A 16969-nucleotide genomic window follows, 5' to 3' on the forward strand; every position below is an offset into this window, starting at 1 on the left:
CAGCCGTCATGGATTCAGTCTTAGGGTCATGATTTACCAAGTAAGTCAAGACTTATCTTTAGAGAACTTTGACCGTATGGTGTGGCTCGAATCGAAGGAGCCCCCTGTTGTCAAAAATGAATGATCCCGCTGTGCGTGCGGTTGAATCGGAGCGGGATTATGTGTCCTCCTTATATGAGTTGCTCACCGAGCGGCTTTCCGAGGCGCGAGTACACCGAGCGAGCGTGCTGAAGGCCCCGGCGGAAAGCGCCGGTGAGGCATACGAGAGAGAAATCGCCGCCGAGCGTCTGGCCAAGGAAATCGGCCGACTGGAGGGCGCCGAAAAGGGGCTGGTCTTCGGGCGCATCGACTGGACGGATGGCACGGCCCTGCGCATCGGGCGGATCGGACTGCATACGGAGGAGGATGACCTGCCTCTGCTCGTGGACTGGCGCGCGAACGCGGCGCGGCCCTTCTACGAGGCGACACCGGTTCACCCGATGGACCTGCGGCGGCGCCGGCACCTGCGCATCGAGGAGCGCACGGTCGTCTCGGTGAGCGACGAACTGCTGGACGGGACTGCCCCGACCGACGAGGACGTCGTGGGGGACGGCCCGTTGACCGAGGCTCTGTCGGCACGGCGTACGGGCAGGATGCACGCGGCCGTCGCGACGCTGCAGGCCGAGCAGGACGAGATCGTCCGCTCCGCCCACCGCGGGGTGACCGTGGTGCAGGGCGGGCCCGGCACCGGCAAGACGGTGGTCGCCCTGCACCGGGCGGCCTATGTCCTGTACGCGTTCCCACGCGCCGCGGAGGAGGGTGTCCTGGTGGTGGGCCCGAACGCCCGGTTCCTCGACTACATCTCCCAGGTCCTTCCCTCGCTCGGAGAGAACGACGTCGTTCTGGCGACCTGCCGGGAGCTGGCCGGAGTGTCCACGGACACGGTGGACCCGTTCGATACGGCGCGGCTCAAGGGCAGCTCCGACCTCGCCGACGCCTTGGCCGGTTTGCTGCGCGTCCACCAAGCCCCTGCCGGTGACTTCACCGTGCGGGTCGGACAGGAACTGGTTCACCTGTCCGGCGAGGAAGTCGCCACGGCACGCGACGCCGCCGTGGCAGCCGCACCGGGGCACAACCCCGCGCGCCAGGTGTTCAGGGAGCTCTTGGTCGACGCCGTCACCGACGCGATGCAACGAGACATGGGCGACCTCCTGGAGCAGATCGACGCCGATGCCGCCAGGATGACGGGCATGGACCTCGACCGGTTCACGGGAGCCGCCCAGCGCCGTGCCGAAGGTGCGGCCGACTCGGGTCCGGTCCACGAGCTGGACCTGGACGCCGTCCGAGCCGATCTCCTCGACGACGCCGGCGTCGACCGAGCGGTCGAGGTGTTGTGGCCGCGGCTGGTACCCGGTGACCTCGTGAAGGCGCTCCTGACGAACGCCGGCGCTCTCGCCGAGTGCCTGCCCCGCCTGACCGCGCAGGAGCGGTCCCTTCTGCTGCGCGGTCAGGACGACCCGTGGACCGATGCCGATGTGCCGTTGCTGGACGAGGCGGCGAGCCTGGTCGACGGGCCCCCCGAGCGGACGTACGGGCATGTCGTCGTCGACGAGGCGCAGGAACTGACTGCCATGCAGTGGCGGATGATCGTCCGCCGCTGCCCGGCGAGGGCGATGACGCTGGTGGGTGACTTCGCCCAGGCAGGCCCGGTCGCGACAGCACGCGACTGGAAGGAGGCACTGAGCCCCCACGTCGGACCGCGGTTCAAACTGCACAACCTGACTGTCAGCTACCGCACCACGCAGGAGATCCTGGAGAGCGTCCGGGACCTGCTCACGCGGATCGCTCCGGACCAGAAGCCCACACGGTCACCGCGAAGCGGTGAGAGCCCTCGCACCGTGACCACACCTCCGGACGGGTTGGTCACCGCCGTCGTTCAGGAACTCCGCGCCCAGAGCACCGCGCACCCGGGCGAGCTTCTGGGAGTGATCTGCGCGGACACCAGGGTGAGCGAGCTGACGGCCCAGGGCATGGCTCACCACGCACGCATCGTGCCGGCGTCCGAAGCACGCGGCCTGGAATTCGACGGGGTCGTCGTCATGAACCCCGAGGAAATCATCACGGCCCGCCCCGGTGGGGAAAGGGACTTGTACGTAGCCCTGACCCGGGCCACCAAGCGCCTCTGCACAATCACCGTCCAGCCCGTCTGACGACTCGGCGCCCGCGTCGTCGCCGTGGGCGCATCCGGCGCGGTACAGAACCGGCCCGCGCGCACGGGGCGGCTCGCCGCCTCACCGCTCGTGGCCGCACCCGGCATCTCGCGGCCTGGTCCAAGCCGACGACGTTCATCCGATGCCCGGCTTTTGGGCGGGGTGACCATAGAACTCTTCCCGTGGGTCGTTTCTTCTTCTTCATCACAGGGCGTGGTTATCGCGTGATTTCGCCTACCCGCTGTCGTCCTGTTCACGGGGTGCCCACGGGCCCTGGCTGATTGGCGCGGGCTCGGTGCCGGCGATCGGGAACTGTCCGAGCGTGCCGCTGAGGCAGCCGGTAGCGGTCGCAGGAAGCTGAGGCGGTGCGCGAGTCTTAGGCTGAAGAGGCTCGGGGATAGCTGCGGAGGTCTGCCATGCCCCGAAGCGTATGGTGCGGCGCCATCTGGTTCGGCCTGGTCACGGCGCCGTTCAGCGTGGTCCGCGCGACCGGGCATCACTGGATCCGTTTGTGGCAGGACCACCTGGAGCTGTGCCGGTGGAAGGGACTGTGGTCGTGAGTGGTGGGCAGAGTGGACTTCCCCGGTTGCTGACGGCAGCGGAGACGGCGGCGCCGGTGGAGGCCGTCGACGTGATCGCGGAGGACCTGCGGCGGCGTTTCAAAGCCATGAAGGTCTCTTTCCTCATCGTGGACCTGACGGGGAAGGCAGTAGCGCGGCTGTCCACCGCCCCTGCGGAGGGTGGGCGAGAGGCGGAGCGGATCCCCTTGTTCGGCAGCGTCTACGAGGACGTGATCCGTACCCAGCGGCTGTATCAGGAGGCGACCGGTCAGGGGGAGCGGGTGATTGTGCCGGTCACCAACCGGGGGGATGCGATCGGGCTGCTGGAGCTGCTCCTGCCGGCCGACCCCGGCGAGGACGTCCTTGATGAGGTCGGGGAAGCGGCCCACATCCTGGCCTACGTCGTGATCGCCAACGGGCGTTTCACCGACCTCTACACCTGGGGCAAACGCTCGAGGCCTCCCACCCTGGCAGCAGAAATCCAGTACCAGCTGCTGCCCCCGGCATTGTCGTGCGAGGCCGCGCAGTTCACCCTCTGCGGGAGCCTGGAGCCCTCCGAAGGCCTCAGCGGCGACACGTTCGACTACACGTTGGACCGCGACACCCTCCATGTCTCGGTGACCGACCCCATGGGCCATGACATCGATGCCGCTCTGGCCGCCACGGTCCTGGTGAGCGCGCTGCGCGGCGCCCGCCGCGCAGGAGCCGGCCTGGCCGAACAGGCCCAGCGGGCCGACCAGGCACTGGTCGGCCACGGCCACGGTCACGCCACCGGGCAGCTGCTGCGCATCAATCTCCACACCGGGCAGGCCCAGCTCGTCAACGCCGGTCACCCCTGGCCCCTGCGCATGCGCGAGGGCGCGGTGGAGGTGATCACCTGCGAGGTGGACCATCCCTTCGGGCTGTCCGAGTTCGCGACCCTCCCCTACCGCGTTCAGGACCTCGATCTGCGCCATGGTGACCGTCTGCTCATGTTCACCGACGGCATGGTCGAACGTCACGGGGAGCAGGTCGACCTGCCCGCCCTGCTGGAGCGCACCCGGGACCTGCACCCGCGGGAGACCGCGTTGATGCTGACGTCCGCAGTCCGGGACGCCGCCGGCGGTCGGCTCGAAGACGATGCCACCGTGATGTGCATGGACTGGCACGGTCCCCAGGAGACACAGCGGCACGTCAGCTCCGGCGCGGACACTCGGCAGGCTTCAGCCGGTCGCCCGAAGCACCAGCCGTGACCAGGTTCTTGTCCCGCAACAGGTGCTGTGTACTGCAGGGGCCGGCTTCCCCGCACCGGAGAAATCCGGCGTGCGCGGGGGAGGGCCTCTGGTTGGGAAAAAGCACTGAGGCTGGAGTTCCTCACCCTGTGCCACGACGCGCTGCGCAGCAGCGGTATGGCGTCGGTCCGGCTGATCCGGGAGAGCTTGCCCTCCTGTCCGTGATGTCCCCGACGAACATCGATCGCAGGGCGGGCGGCCGGTCGCGCACGGCTGACAGCGCTTCGACGACAACCTTGGAGGGATCGACGACTTACGTCCTGTCCGGCTTTGCGGTTCAGCCGTGGGGCGGTTGTGTTTCCGTGACCGGTCAACCGTGGCTGCGGGAGCCGGTTGCTGCCGATGCTGATGATTCTGGTTGGCGCCAGGGTGGGATTTCGTCGTGTTTCGGTTCTCCGCTGGGCAGGGAAAGGAGCAGTCCGAGGGGGTAGAGGCGGCTGAGGCGGACGGCGGCTGCGGCGGCGCCGAAGAGTACGAAGACGGCGATCAGGTACCAGGCGATGCCGAGCGCGATGCAGGCGAAGGCCAGGCCCATGACGGCGGCCAGCAGGAGGACCAGACCGCACATGGTGATCAGCAGCTTGCGCAGGTGTTTCTTACGGCCGTGTGTTTGTTCCCAGGTGGCGTCGGTGCGGGTCAGGATGTCGATGAGGGCTTTGGCGTAGACCACGTTGAGGAATTGGTCGAAGAGTACTTCCGGCACGATCGCAACGGCGAGCAGCAAAGCCTTCCATCCGCCGCGTTTGGCTGCCCAGACGCGTTCGAAGGCCGCGATGCCGGTGACCGCGGCCCAGAACCACGGCACCCCGGGGAACCCCTTGGTGATGGTGTAGTACCCCAGGACGGTGAGGAAGAAGGGGACGAAGGCCACGCTCAGATAGGTGAGTGTCTGCCGGCACATGTAGGGCAGCGTGGCGCGGGTGAGGCCGTAGGCCTTGAGGTTGTCCAGGGCGCCGCGTTGCCACCGCAGCCGCTGGTAGTAGAGCCGGGACCAGGTGGGCATGAGTTCGGTGCCCACGATGCAGGCGCACGGGGAGACACAGCGGTATCCCAGGTGTTTGAGCGCGAGGGTCAGTTCGTTGTCCTCGGTCAGCGACTCCACGTCGTAGACGTCGTTTCCCCTGGGCAAGGTGTTCTCGGTGCGGGCTCGGTGGACGTGGCGCAGGCCCTTGACCTGGTAGAGGGAGGCTGTGCCGGTCAGGACGTCGGCGCGGCCGCGGCGGCGGTGGAGTTCGCGTGCGTAGCGCACGTACTCGTTGTCCTGGAGGTGGCAGACCAGACCGTGCAGGGGGTAGCCGAAGAAGATGGCGCCTACGCCCCCGATGGGTGCGAGGCCGGGTTCTTGCTCGTGCAGGCGGCGGGCTGCCCTGGCGATGAACTCGGGGGACAACGAGGTGTCGGAGTCCATGATCATGACGGCGTCGTCGTCGGACAGCCGTGGCAGTAATTCGTCCAGGACCTGGTTGAGCGCACCGGCCTTGGCTTGCGTGTTCGCGACCGATTCGACGACCCTGGCGCCGTGGGCCGTGCTGATGTGAGCGGTGCGGTCGGTGCATCGGTCGGCGACGACGATGACCTCGTCCGCGGGTCTGGTCTGGGCCGCGAGCGACTGGAGGGTTTCGGCGATGAGTGCTTCTTCGTTGTGCGCGGGTACCAGCACGACGATCCGTCCGGGGCCGGCGCGGCGAAGGTCGGGTATGTGCCCGGGCAGGGTCAGTCCTTTGGAGGTCAGATCTCTGCTCTGCCTTACGAACGCCGGCCCCCAAGCCTCTTTGCGCGTCTCCCCCCGCGTCGGCCGGCCCACGAATGACACCTCGGCTTCCGTTTGCGCGCATCGCCCAGGACGGAGTCCCACGACGCCGGGAGGATCGGGTTCCTGCTCCTGATGGCACCGGGTTGCTTGAGCGATAGCGAGGGCGGCGGACGAGTTCCCGGCGTCGTTGACGAGGCTGTCCTCGTCGGAGCGCCGCGGCAGCCGCCGCTCCACGGCCTGATCCCGCCCGCCGTCCGGCTCTGTTCGCCGGGAAATGACGGAGGTGCCCTGAAGCCGATTCTCCCTGATCAGGGCCGGTCGGCAAGTGGATCACTGCGGTCGAGCCTGGTCCCTGCCGGTCAGAAACCCTTGACGAACTCGAGTACGTACCACTTGTTCGTGGTGGCGTTGTAGATCGCGGTGAGGAAGTCCCGTTTGTTGGCCGTCGTTGTGAGGGTGACGGTGGGGATGGTGGTACCCCGGACGAAGGCCGAACTGAGGGTGAGGGTGCGGTTTCCGGTGGCGTCCTGGATGAGTTCCCAGGTGATGCGTTGGCCGTTGGTGGGGTTGGTCGGTGTGCCCAGGGTTCTGTTGCCCTGGAGGGTGACGCGGAAGAGGTTGCCGAGGGCCGCGTTGGTGGCGATGGTGGGGGCGTCGGTGAGTGTGACGGGGGCGGGGTTGACCTTGGCGTCGACGTAGTCCTTGCGCGTCAGATGGTCGGCCGAGGTCGGCGCGGTGCCGGAGGAGACGCTGCCTTCGTAGAAGGCGGAGTCCGCGCCGTAGACGAACCCGGTGGCGACGGTGCCGCCGGCGGTGTCGTTGATGATGTTGGTGCTGCCCGCCAGCGACAGGGGTTTCACGTTGCTGCAGTCGCCGAGGGTGGCTGAGCAACCGGAGTCGACTTTGACCGAGTTGACCGCCGTGCCGGCGGGGGTGTTCTCGGCGAATCCGAGGATGCTGACCCCTCGGGCGCCACCGGTGACCCAGATGCTGACGTTGGGGCTGCTGTAGGTGAAGGGGTTGAACAGGCCCACGCCGATCGCTGCGTTGATCTTCCAGCTGTAGCCGTCGTATCCGGTGCCGCGGTTGACTGCGGATTCGGCGCCGCATCCGGTGAAGCTGATGCTCTGGCTTCCGATGCCGGTCACCTCGTAGCCGATCCCGCAGTGGTCCGCGGCGCAGCCGACGAAGGAACAGTAGGCCATCGTGTCGAGACGGAAACCGGCGTTGGTGACGATGTCGGCGTAGCAGGAGATGAACGAGCAACTCGTCCCTGCCGCACCTGCGGAGACACCGTGAATGTCCCAGCCGTGGTTGCCGTTGTTGGCCGACGTCACCCCGGTGAACGTGGACACGATCGGGTTGGACAGTTCGATTCCGGTGTTGCCGAAGAACTTCACCGTCATCCGCGAGAACGCCAGCGAGACGGTCGCGGGGTTCGCCGATCGCGTCAGCAGGATCCCCTTACCGCTGCCGCTGCCCGGCCCCTGGACGGTGAGATCCTGGACGGTCAGCCTCGTGATGTCCGAGCCGGTGAGGCCGTTGGCCGTTGTGCTGCTCTGCGCGATCACCGACGAGCCGTCGCTGACACCTTGGAGAATCAGGTTGGAGCGAGCCACCAACGCGGAGGAGATTTTGTAGGTGCCCGCCGGGAAAACGACAGTTCCGCCGGAGGAAGGCACCGCATTGATCGCGGATTGGATTGCGGTGGTGTCATCGGTGACGCCATTGGCGGTCGCACCGTAATCCATGACATTGAACCAGTAGCTGGTGGCCATGATGGTCTCCGTCGCTTGCATGTCGACGTGGGGCGCTGATCTGGGAGCAGCGGAACACCGGATCCGGTAGCCGGCCTGAGAAGAGGCGACCAGGAGCGATCGCAATCGAGGTTTCAAGGAGGTCGGTCCCGGCGGAGCAGCTCGTTCCCTGGGAACGGGCTCCGTGACCGGCTGCTCAGGGACGGGGGAGGGCACGATTGCCGATCCGCCGTCTGGTTACGCTACAGGTGTGGTCGATTACTCTATGTCAGTATAGTGACTCCGGAACAAGCCGTGAAGTGCTTACACATCCGTACATGCGTCCCCCGGTCTGGTGATCGACGACGCGGTGTCACGTTCGGCGTTGCCCGGCGGTCAACTGGCCGACGGGCCGTCGCAGGGCGATCTGGTTGACATCGGCCTCAGCTCGTGTGGTTGGCGCTCCCCGCCGCGGCTCCCGGCCCAAAGGTGGGAGCGCGCGGGTGTCATCGGGTGAGCCAGACGGCCGCGTCGCCGGGCAAGCGTCCGTCTTCCAGGGGAACGCTGCTCAGGAGCACACGGTCGTGATCTGGAAGCTGAAGGGCGTCAGGGCGGAAGTTGACGATGCACTGGAATCCTGGGGGACGGGTGAAGGACAGCACGTCGGGTCCAGCGGCAGGGGCCCAGTCGAATGACCCGTTGCCCAGGGCCGGGTGAAGCCTGCGGATGTGCAGCGCCCGCCGGTACAGCTCCAGCATCGACTGTTCGTCACCTTGCTGCACTTGCATGGTGAGACGCTTCCACTCCTGTGGCTGGGGCAGCCACGGGGCTGATCCGGCGTGGTCGGGGCTGAACCCGAAGGGCGGGGTGTCGCCGGACCAGGGCATCGGCACGCGGCAGCCGTCGCGGCCGCGGTTGGTGTGCCCCGAGCGCTGCCAGATGGGGTCCTGCAGCGCCTCAGCGGGCAGGTTCTCCACCTCCCACAGGCCAAGTTCCTCGCCCTGGTAGAGGTAGGCGCAACCCGGAAGAGCCAGCGTGAGCAGAGCGGCCGCCCGTGCCCGACGCGTGCCCAGATCCAGGTCGAACCGGCCGTCAAGAAGATGATCGGCGAGATCGTGCACCGGGCCGTCGGACTGCGGCCGCCCGTAGCGGGTGAGGTGTCGCACGACGTCATGGTTGGAGAGCACCCAGGTCGCCGGCGCGCCGACGGCGCCCATCGTCGTGAGGGATCTGTCGATCGCAGTGCGCATGTGCGTCGCGCGCCACGGGGTGGTCAGGTAGTCGAAGTTGAAGGCGGTGTGCAGTTCCCCGGGCCGGGCGTAGCGGGAGAGGCGTTCTGGATTGCGTGCGCACGCCTCGGCGACGAACACGCGGGGCTCGGCATAGGAGTCGGCCACCGCGCGCCAGTCACGGAAGACTTCGTGGACCCCCTCGCGGTCCCAGTGAGGATGGCCTGGATGGGCCGCCGATCCGATGAGTTCGATGTCTGCCGGCCCCAGGTCCGGCAGACCTGGGGCCTTGATCATGGCGTGCGCGACGTCGATGCGGGTCCCGTCGACGCCGTGATCGAACCAGAACCTGAGGACCGACTCGAATTCCCGGCGAACCTCGGCATTGTTCCAGTTGAGGTCGGGCTGCTCAGGCGCGAACAGATGCAGGTACCACTCCCCGGGCCGGCCGTCGGGTTCGACGAGGCGGGTCCATGCCGAGCCGCCGAAAACGCTCCGCCAGTTGTTGGGCGGCAGGTCACCATCCGGCCCGAGGCCGGGCCTGAAGATGAAGCGGTCCCGCCCGACGCAGCCGGGGCCGCCGGCCAGCGCCTCCTCGAACCAGGGGTGCTGCGAGGAGGTGTGATTGGGCACCAGGTCGATCAGGATGCGCAGCCCCAGAGCGTGGATCTCCTCAATCAGCGCGCGGGCCTCGGCCAGGCTCCCGAACGTAGGATCGATGGCCCGGTAATCGGTGACGTCGTAACCTCCGTCGGCCATCGGAGAGGGATACCAGGGATTGACCCACACGGCGTCCACACCCAACTCGGACAGATAGGGCAGGCGCCGGCGCAGCCCGGCGAGGTCCCCGACACCATCGCCGTTTCCATCAGCGAAACCACGCAGGTACACCTGGTAGCAGACTGCGTCACGCCACCACCCGACAGCCTCAACCGGCCGCAGCACCCACACCGTCGACGCGGACGGAGCCCTGCTCGGCATCACCCCCGACACCCGCCTGACCCCTTACCGCCTGCACCTGCACCCGCACGAGAGCCTGCTGCTCTACACCGACGGAATCACCGAAGCCTGCGACGCCAACGGCAGCCAGTTCGGCGAGCAGCGCCTGGCCCACGCCTTGACCAGTGCACCGCGCCGGCCCACCGCGCAGGACGTCATCGGCGCGCTGACCCAAGCCGTCAACGCGTTCACCGCAGGCCAGGGCATCGACGACGACCAGGCCGTCCTCGTCCTGACCGCCACCAGCCCCCACGAGGGCTTGAGCAGACCCTGACCTCCGGCCGGCCCCCTTGCGGCGCGCATCGTGTCCGGCTCACACGAGCGTGCCGCCAGGCGGCTCTTCGACCTGGAGGGATACGACACGTCAATGAGACGCCAAGACCCAGTGGTCTCAAAGAAGTTGCTGACCCGGCGGTCCGTCACCCTGGCGGGGTCGGTGCGGGGGATGCGCTGGCGAGGTTCGCCCCGGTGTCGGCGTGGCGCCGGGAGTGCCTACCGCCGTGCCGGTCCAGGCACATGATGGTGGCATCGTCCTGGAGATGACCGCCGTGGGCGGCGACGACCATCGCGATCACCGTGCGGGCGGCCTCCCGCGGATGCAGGTCACCGGTGCGCACGATCATCTCTTCCAGGTCCACGGTGCGGCCGTGGTGCTCGAGCAAGCCGTCGGTAAGCATGAACAACCGGTCACCGGCCCGCAGATCCAGCTGCTGAACCCGATAGGTGTGCGGGAAGCGGAAGCCGAACGGCATGTCGACTGCGACGTTGAGCTCCTCCACCTTCCCCTTTCGCAACCGCAGCGGCCAGCGTTGACGAACTCTGTGCCGCCGTCAAGCAGGTTCATGCGCAGGAGCTGGCCGGTGACGTATCCCTTGTCGCCATGGTCGAGCATTGTCTGATGCGCCGCGCGGGCCTGTTCGAACAAATCCGCGCCCGCCCGCCCGCCTGGCCCCGCCCGCCTGGCCCCGCGCGGCGCGTCCAGTGCGAGGGTGGCGAGCAAGGAGGCGTTGACGTCGTGGTCTGGTGCGCCGGCCCCACTGATACACATCGGTGTACGACCGGTTCGTGATGACGCTGTCACCAGAGGAGATGAGACGCAGACGCACCGGACCGAAGACACGCCCGGGCACAGCCCAGGGCCTGGGTGGGCCGACTGCGTGCTGCGCTGCACGTCAACGCTGTCCGGTGTCGGCCAGGGCGATCCCGGCGGTGATGCGTTTACCGACCAGCTGGCGCTCAATGACGAGGTCAAGGGCGACGGCCTTGACTATCTCCAGGCCGTGCCGTCCGATCCGGCCGGGGTCAGCGGCCCCGGCCGTCGGCAGGGTGGGGTCGCTGTCGCACACTACGACTTCCACTATCGCATCGGTGATGCGCAGCTCCATCAGTACCGGGCCCGGCGCGTACTTGCGGGCGTTGGTGACCAGCTCACTGACCACCAACTGAGTCAGCTCGATGGCCCGTGAGGAGACATCCAGGCCGTGCTCGTCCCGCACCTGGGTGAGGAAAGCGGCGGCAAGCCGGCGGGCCTCGCCGATGCATCCGTTCCCGACCAGGTCGTAACCGGCCTTGATCAGGTGAGCGCCAGGGCGCGCACGGTCCCCGTCGTCGGATTGCGGCTGCACCGGCATCATCCTTCTGCTTCCCGTCCGTGCGAGTGCGTGTACCCGCCACGTTGTCGTGCATTCAGAGGCGGTGTTCTACAGCACAGCAGGCCTGGAGCGTCTGGCTCGGCGGTACGGCACCTGACCGACGCGGAGCACTCGCGGATGGGATGCAGAACGGCACTGCGACGGAGACCGCAACCGGCCCGGTCCTGGCTTGGATGCCGCCGCCCTCGGACGCAGAACATCCCGTGCGCCATTCGGTGGGCTCCACTCTTTGGTGTGCACCCGATGACGATGGCCGTCACTCTCGTGCGCACCCCGATGTTCCGTACGGCACCGGTGTGCCGATGTTCCGTACGGCACCGGTGTGCTCGCCGCCCGGCGTGCGGGACGTTGGCACGTGCCGGCGTTGATGTGGCGTCGGCTCGTGAGGAGGCCAGCCTGGTCTGCGGGTGCGGCGGGAGACGGGCTCGGTGATGGTGAGATGCTGCCAGGCAGCGAGTTGGCTCCCGCAGGCCGGAGGATGCCGAGTTCGAAGGTGTTCGTGCTGCTCTGCGGTCTGCGCTGCCGGCGATCCTCACGCAGGCCGGTCATGCCGTGCAGGTGGACCGCGAGCGGTGAGGTGCGGGTCAGGCTGCTTGCGTGACCTTGGGCCACGGAATCGACACTCGCGGGGGAGTGCCCGCGGGCGGCGGGAGATGTACGCCCCGCGTGCTGGAGGCCCGCGCCGTCTCACTGGTCCGGCACTCGCCCGACCGGGCAGCCGATTCGCTGCACGGCCCTGTCGGGAGGACGCCGGGAGTCGTGACTCGCGCGCCGATCGTCGTACACCCGCCCTCGCGCGCCCTTGGGTTAGCCGCAGTGTCACCGTGCAAGCGTACGGGCGGGAAGAGATCCTCGGCACCGCTACAGCGACCACGACACGGTGATGGTCCTCGAAGGAGCGGGCGTCGGCGATCCTGCGGGTGTGCCGGTCGATCCGTGGGTGGGTGGAACGGCGCGGAGGCGGCCCACATGAGTGGAGCGCGCCCTGAGTGTGTGAGGCGGGCCGCTTCGGGACCGACTCCGCGCAGGGTGGTGGCGTGGTGTACGGGTTCGCCACGCCAAGCAAGGCGCTGTTGCGAGGTGGCGGTGTCAGTGGGTGGTGAGCATGCCCTCGCGGAGCTGGGCCAGGGTGCGTGACAGCAGCCGGGAGACGTGCATCTGGGAGACGCCGAGCCGTTCGCCGATCTGGGCCTGGGTGAGTTCCTCCACGAACCTCCAGTGCAGGATCCTGCGCGCGCGCTCGTCGAGGTCGGCGATCATCGGGGCGAGGGCGTGGAAGTCCTCCACCAGTTCCAGCGCGCCGTCGTCGTTGCCGATGAAGTCGGACAGGGACGACTCGCCGTCCTCGCTGTTGTTGATGGCGGCGTCCAGGGAGGAGGAGCGATAGCCGTTGGAGGCCAGCCGCGCCTCGATGACTTCCCTTTCCTCCAGGTTCATCAGCTGGGCCAGCTCCGCCACGGTCGGGGTGCGGCCCAGGCGGCTGTGCAGTTCCTCGGTGGCGCGTGCCAGTTGGACGCGGGCTTCCTGCAGGCGGCGCGGGACGTGCACGGCCCAGGTGGTGTCGCGGAAGAACCGCTTGATCTCTCCCACGATGTAGGGGATCGAGAAGGAGGTGAACTCCACCTCGCGGGAGAGCTCGAAACGGTCGATGGCCTTGATCAGACCGATCACGCCGACCTGGACGATGTCCTCCATCTCCTCCGGGTTCCGGCTGCGGAAACGGGAGGCCGCGTAGCGGACCAGGGAGATGTTCATCTCGATCAGCGTGTTGCGCGCGTACTGGTACTGCGGCGTGCCCTCTTCCAGCACCGTGAGTTGCTGGAAGAACAGGCGGGTGAGCTCACGCGCGTCCTTCGGAGCCACCTTCGACGGGTCCGGGACCTCCGGCAGTTCAGCGCACTGCGCCTCCGCCGTCGTCATTGCCGTATCGGTAACCATGTGTCCCTCCCCTGTCGGCCATATCGCCTCGGGCCGCGTCTACCCCTTCTCCCCACCTTCATGCCTACTCCTTTGTGGGGTGAACCGCACGGGAGCGCTGCACCGGGCACCGCTGCGCAGGCTCCCTCGAGATCTGCCTGCGGCGCCCCGGCGTGAGTTTGTGAAGAAGCTGCGCAGGGTGGGGGGTGCTGAGGGGCTGTGCCGGATTGGTGGGCGCAGCCTGAGAGAGTTGCGGGTATGGATATCGATCGCAGGAACAACGTCACTGTCACCGGTAACCCGCAGGGGCCGACGGTGGTGCTGGCGCACGGGTTCGGCTGTGATCAGAACATGTGGCGGCTGACGGTGCCGGCTCTGGTCGAGGACTACCGCGTGGTGCTCTTCGACTACGTGGGCTCGGGCCGCGCTGAGCCGTCCGCTTTCTCGGATGACCGTTACGCCTCGCTCGACGGCTATGCCCGGGACGTGGTGGAGGTGTGCGAAGCGCTCGACCTGCGCGACGCGGTGTTCGTGGGCCACTCGGTCAGCGCGATGATCGGGGTGCTGGCCGCCGACATGGCTCCGGAGCGCATCGGGGCCTTGGTGATGGTTGCTCCGTCTCCTCGCTACATCGACGACGAGGGCTACCGGGGCGGGTTCAGCGCGGAGGACATCGACGAGCTGCTGGCCTCACTGGAGTCGAACTACCTGGGCTGGTCGGCGGCGATGGCTCCGGTGATCATGGGGAACGCGGAGCGGCCCGAGCTCGGTGCGGAGCTGACGAACAGTTTCTGCGCCACCGACCCCGACATGGCGCGCGTTTTCGCCCGGGCCACGTTCCTGTCGGACTCCAGGGACGACCTGAAGCGTGTGAGCGTGCCGACACTGGTGCTGGAATGCACCCAGGACGTCATCGCCCCCCGCGAGGTCGGCGCCTTCGTCCACCAGGCGATCCCCGGCTCGAAGCTGGTCACGCTCGACGCGACGGGGCACTGCCCGCACCTGTCAGCACCCGAGGCCACCAACGAAGCGATCACCGGCTTCCTGGCGGGCCTGCGCTGATGTGCCCCACCGGGCAGCAGCCCGACCCGCACCGCGCAGGCAACGAGGAGAAGGAAACAGCGAATGCGGCATTCGCCGCCCTGCTGGAGGACAGCGCCGAGGAACTGTACGAGAACGCGCCGTGCGGGTATCTGTCCACCCTTATGGACGGCACCATCGCGAAGATCAACATCACACTGCTGGACTGGCTCGGCCTGGAGCGGGAGGCGGTGGTGGGCCGGATGCGGTTCACCGATCTGCTGACCGTGGGCGGCAAGCTCTACCACGAGACACACTTCGCGCCGCTGCTGCGTATGCAGGGCAAGATCGGCGGCATCGCTCTGGAGATCAAACAGCCCGGCGGTGCACGGATGCCGGTACTGGTCTCCTCCGGGGTCAAGCACGGCGGTACCGGCGAGCCGCTACTCATCCGCACCACCGTCTTCGACGCCCGTGACCGCCGCGCCTACGAGCAGGAACTTCTGCGAGCCCGGAAAGCCGCCGACGAAGCACGCAGACAGGCCGAGACCGACCGCGCCCGGCTGCAGGACGCCCTCGCAGTGCTCCAGCAGTCACTGCTGCCCGCCACCCTGCCCCACGTGCCCGGAGTGGAGGCGGCCGTCCACTACCGCACAGCCTCCCCCGACCGGCTCGGCGGCGACTTCTACGACCTCTTCCCCATCGACAACAAACGCTTCGCCTTCTTCCTCGGCGACGTGTGCGGCAAGGGTCCCAAAGCCGCCGCCGTGACCTCCCTGACCCGCTACACCCTGCGCGCCGCCGCTGTGCACGACCCCGACCCCGTCGCCGCCCTGACCACGCTCAACAAGGTGCTCCACGACCGTTACACCGGCAGCGGTGATCCGCGCTACTGCACCGTCATCTTCGGCATCCTCGAACCCGACCCGGTCACCGGGCAGGTCACCGTCCGCCTCGCCGCGGGCGGCCACCCCCCGGCACTCATCCTGCGGGCCGGCGGCACAGCCGACTTCCTGCCCACCCCCGGCGGCTTTCTCGTCGGCGCCCTGCCCGAGGCGCGCTTCGCCACGGCCACCGCGGTCCTCGCGCCCGGGGAGACCCTGCTGCTCTACACCGACGGCCTCACCGAAGCCCGCACCGGCAAAGACCGCAGCACCCTGTACGGGGACGAGGCCCTGCGAGACTTCACCGCCGGCCACGCCGGCAAGCCCCCGCATGCCCTTATCCAGGCCCTCACCGGCCTGCTGGACGACTTCGGCGACGGCCTCGACGACGACACCGCCCTGCTCGCCCTCGGCATCCCCACATCCACCCCCGACCCGAGGACCGAGAACACCGAATGACTCCGCTGAAGATCACCACCCGAGACGCCCTGACCGGTCCCGTTCTGGAGATCATCGGCGAACTCGACTACACCAACGCCACCGAACTGCCGGACCTGCTCACGACGATCCCCCTCCAGCCGGGACAGCGCCTCGTCCTGGACTTGGCCGGCCTGGAATTCTGCGACTCCAGCGGCATCAGCGCCCTGATCGCCGCTCGTAACCTCGCCCACGCCGCCCAAGCCGATATCGCCCTCGCCGCAGTTCCTGCCCATACCCTGCGCGTGCTGCGTATCGTCGGCCTCGACCAGATCTTCGCCCTCCACCCCGACAGCGAAGCCGCTACCCAGCCCTGATCCACAGAGCGTGGAATCGGGCGGCGGTATCGGGGGAGCGTCCACGGTGTGTGTCGTGGGCACCGGGTACGCGACAGCGCGAAAAGCCAAACAGCAATCGCCTACTGTCCCGCCGCCACCACGTTGGACGAGCTGATCCGCATCGCTGGCAGCCGATGGGCTGTCGAGGAATGCTTCCAGACCGCGGAAGGCGTTCATCGTGCCGACCGTGGTGTTCGTCGGCTCGATCCTCGTCCTGATCGTCGGCGGACTGGCCCGGTCGGCCCCGGTCAGCACGGGCACCGCCGACGAGCACGCGTCGGTCCTGGCCGACAACGCGAACACGGTGGGCGCACTGCTGCTGCTGAAGGCTTTCGCCTCGGGGCGCGCGGCACTGACCGGCGTCGAGGCGATCGCCAACGCCGTGCCGTCCTTCCGCTGTCCGCGGGCCAAGCGGGCCATGCGGGCCCAACTCGCCGACGCCTCCCTCGGCCACAACTGAGCCCCCTACCCCGAGGACCGGGCGCACTGCACACCCTGGAGCGCTCCTGGGTGGAGGGGGACCCCGGAGTACCGCTGGTCCCGCTCCTGGGTGGAGGGGGACCCCGGAGTACCGCTGTTCAGGGTGTCCTGCGAGCACCGCGGCCTGGGCCGTCCCATCGCCGCGTGGGAGCCGCCGTAAGAGTTCCGTCAAAGGCGGGGGCTCCGCCGTAAGGGAGTCGTCAACGGACGACCGATTCCGGTCGGACGCGGGTTTGCTCTAACTGTCCGCTTCTCTTCGGAACCTCTCATCTAGTCCTAGGAGTTCGCGATGGCCGATCTGGCCTTCGTCGTCACCACGATCGCGGTGTTCGCGCTGGTGGCCCTCGTCGCCAAGGGGGTGACCAAGCTGTGACCGCCGAGAACATCGTCGGCCTCGTCGTGGCCGTCGCCCTGCTGGGCTATCTCATCCTCGCCCTGATCTTCCCGGAGAGGTTCTGAGCGGC

The 16969-nt window shown here is 68.0% G+C and carries 14 protein-coding genes and 1 pseudogene; 9 read left to right on the plus strand and 6 right to left on the minus strand.

Going from position 1 to position 16969, the window contains the following annotated elements:
- The first annotated feature begins 161 nt into the window (after positions 1-161).
- The 3 genes from ACFWBB_RS16630 to ACFWBB_RS16640 all read left to right on the plus strand — a co-directional run bounded on the left by ACFWBB_RS16630 (position 162) and on the right by ACFWBB_RS16640 (position 3981).
- Positions 162-2189 (plus strand): HelD family protein, encoded by a 2028-nt coding sequence (locus ACFWBB_RS16630; RefSeq protein ID WP_385272038.1) that lies wholly within the window; start codon positions 162-164, stop codon positions 2187-2189.
- A gap of 416 nt (positions 2190-2605) precedes the next feature.
- Positions 2606-2749, plus strand: a complete 144-nt coding sequence (locus tag ACFWBB_RS16635) for a hypothetical protein (protein WP_385271983.1) — start codon at positions 2606-2608, stop codon at positions 2747-2749.
- 56 nt (positions 2750-2805) lie between these two features.
- Positions 2806-3981, plus strand: a complete 1176-nt coding sequence (locus ACFWBB_RS16640) for a PP2C family protein-serine/threonine phosphatase (protein ID WP_385272041.1) — start codon at positions 2806-2808, stop codon at positions 3979-3981.
- 349 nt (positions 3982-4330) lie between these two features.
- Here the strand turns inward: ACFWBB_RS16640 and ACFWBB_RS16645 are convergent, their stop codons facing one another.
- From ACFWBB_RS16645 to ACFWBB_RS16655, 3 genes are all read right to left on the minus strand, one after another.
- Positions 4331-5680 (minus strand): glycosyltransferase, encoded by a 1350-nt coding sequence (locus ACFWBB_RS16645; protein ID WP_385271986.1) that lies wholly within the window; start codon positions 5678-5680, stop codon positions 4331-4333.
- Between the two features lie 452 nt (positions 5681-6132).
- A complete protein-coding gene (locus ACFWBB_RS16650) occupies positions 6133-7551 on the minus strand; it encodes a glycosyl hydrolase family 28-related protein (RefSeq protein ID WP_385271989.1) in 1419 nt (472 codons plus the stop codon).
- A 464-nt stretch (positions 7552-8015) separates the two neighbouring features.
- Entirely contained in the window at positions 8016-9719 is a 1704-nt protein-coding gene (locus tag ACFWBB_RS16655; protein WP_385272044.1) for a glycoside hydrolase family 13 protein, read from the minus strand.
- On the opposite strand from ACFWBB_RS16655, the gene ACFWBB_RS16660 reads away from it, so the two are divergent.
- Positions 9718-10011, plus strand: coding sequence for a PP2C family protein-serine/threonine phosphatase (locus ACFWBB_RS16660; protein WP_385272047.1), 294 nt, complete (start codon positions 9718-9720; stop codon positions 10009-10011). The genes ACFWBB_RS16655 and ACFWBB_RS16660 overlap by 2 nt on opposite strands.
- A gap of 145 nt (positions 10012-10156) precedes the next feature.
- Here ACFWBB_RS16660 and ACFWBB_RS16665 read toward each other — a convergent pair whose 3' ends face one another.
- The 3 genes from ACFWBB_RS16665 to ACFWBB_RS16675 all read right to left on the minus strand — a co-directional run bounded on the left by ACFWBB_RS16665 (position 10157) and on the right by ACFWBB_RS16675 (position 13327).
- Positions 10157-10516 (minus strand): SpoIIE family protein phosphatase, encoded by a 360-nt coding sequence (locus tag ACFWBB_RS16665; protein WP_385271992.1) that lies wholly within the window; start codon positions 10514-10516, stop codon positions 10157-10159.
- A gap of 393 nt (positions 10517-10909) precedes the next feature.
- Positions 10910-11368, minus strand: a complete 459-nt coding sequence (locus tag ACFWBB_RS16670; RefSeq protein ID WP_385272050.1) for an ATP-binding protein — start codon at positions 11366-11368, stop codon at positions 10910-10912.
- Between the two features lie 1110 nt (positions 11369-12478).
- A complete protein-coding gene (locus ACFWBB_RS16675) occupies positions 12479-13327 on the minus strand; it encodes an RNA polymerase sigma factor SigF (protein ID WP_385271995.1) in 849 nt (282 codons plus the stop codon).
- Positions 13328-13564: 237 nt separating this feature from the next.
- Here ACFWBB_RS16675 and ACFWBB_RS16680 point away from each other — a divergent pair, with 237 nt between their 5' ends.
- From ACFWBB_RS16680 to kdpF, 5 genes and pseudogenes are all read left to right on the plus strand, one after another.
- Positions 13565-14368 (plus strand): alpha/beta fold hydrolase, encoded by an 804-nt coding sequence (locus ACFWBB_RS16680; RefSeq protein WP_385271998.1) that lies wholly within the window; start codon positions 13565-13567, stop codon positions 14366-14368.
- Positions 14368-15669, plus strand: a complete 1302-nt coding sequence (locus tag ACFWBB_RS16685) for a PP2C family protein-serine/threonine phosphatase (RefSeq protein WP_385272001.1) — start codon at positions 14368-14370, stop codon at positions 15667-15669. The genes ACFWBB_RS16680 and ACFWBB_RS16685 overlap by 1 nt, the downstream gene beginning before the upstream one ends.
- Positions 15666-16004 (plus strand): STAS domain-containing protein, encoded by a 339-nt coding sequence (locus tag ACFWBB_RS16690; protein ID WP_385272004.1) that lies wholly within the window; start codon positions 15666-15668, stop codon positions 16002-16004. Before ACFWBB_RS16685 ends, ACFWBB_RS16690 begins: the two co-directional genes overlap by 4 nt.
- Before the next feature lie 187 nt (positions 16005-16191).
- Positions 16192-16461, plus strand: a pseudogene (locus ACFWBB_RS16695) (amino acid permease); the annotation flags it as partial.
- Between the two features lie 413 nt (positions 16462-16874).
- The gene (kdpF, locus tag ACFWBB_RS16700) at positions 16875-16964 is read left to right on the plus strand and encodes a K(+)-transporting ATPase subunit F (protein WP_256916116.1); all 90 of its coding nucleotides are present in this window, start codon (positions 16875-16877) and stop codon (positions 16962-16964) included.
- Positions 16965-16969 lie beyond the last annotated feature (5 nt).

Origin of the sequence: Streptomyces sp. NPDC060000, from assembly GCF_042737375.1 — a bacterium.
Lineage (GTDB): Bacteria > Actinomycetota > Actinomycetes > Streptomycetales > Streptomycetaceae > Streptomyces.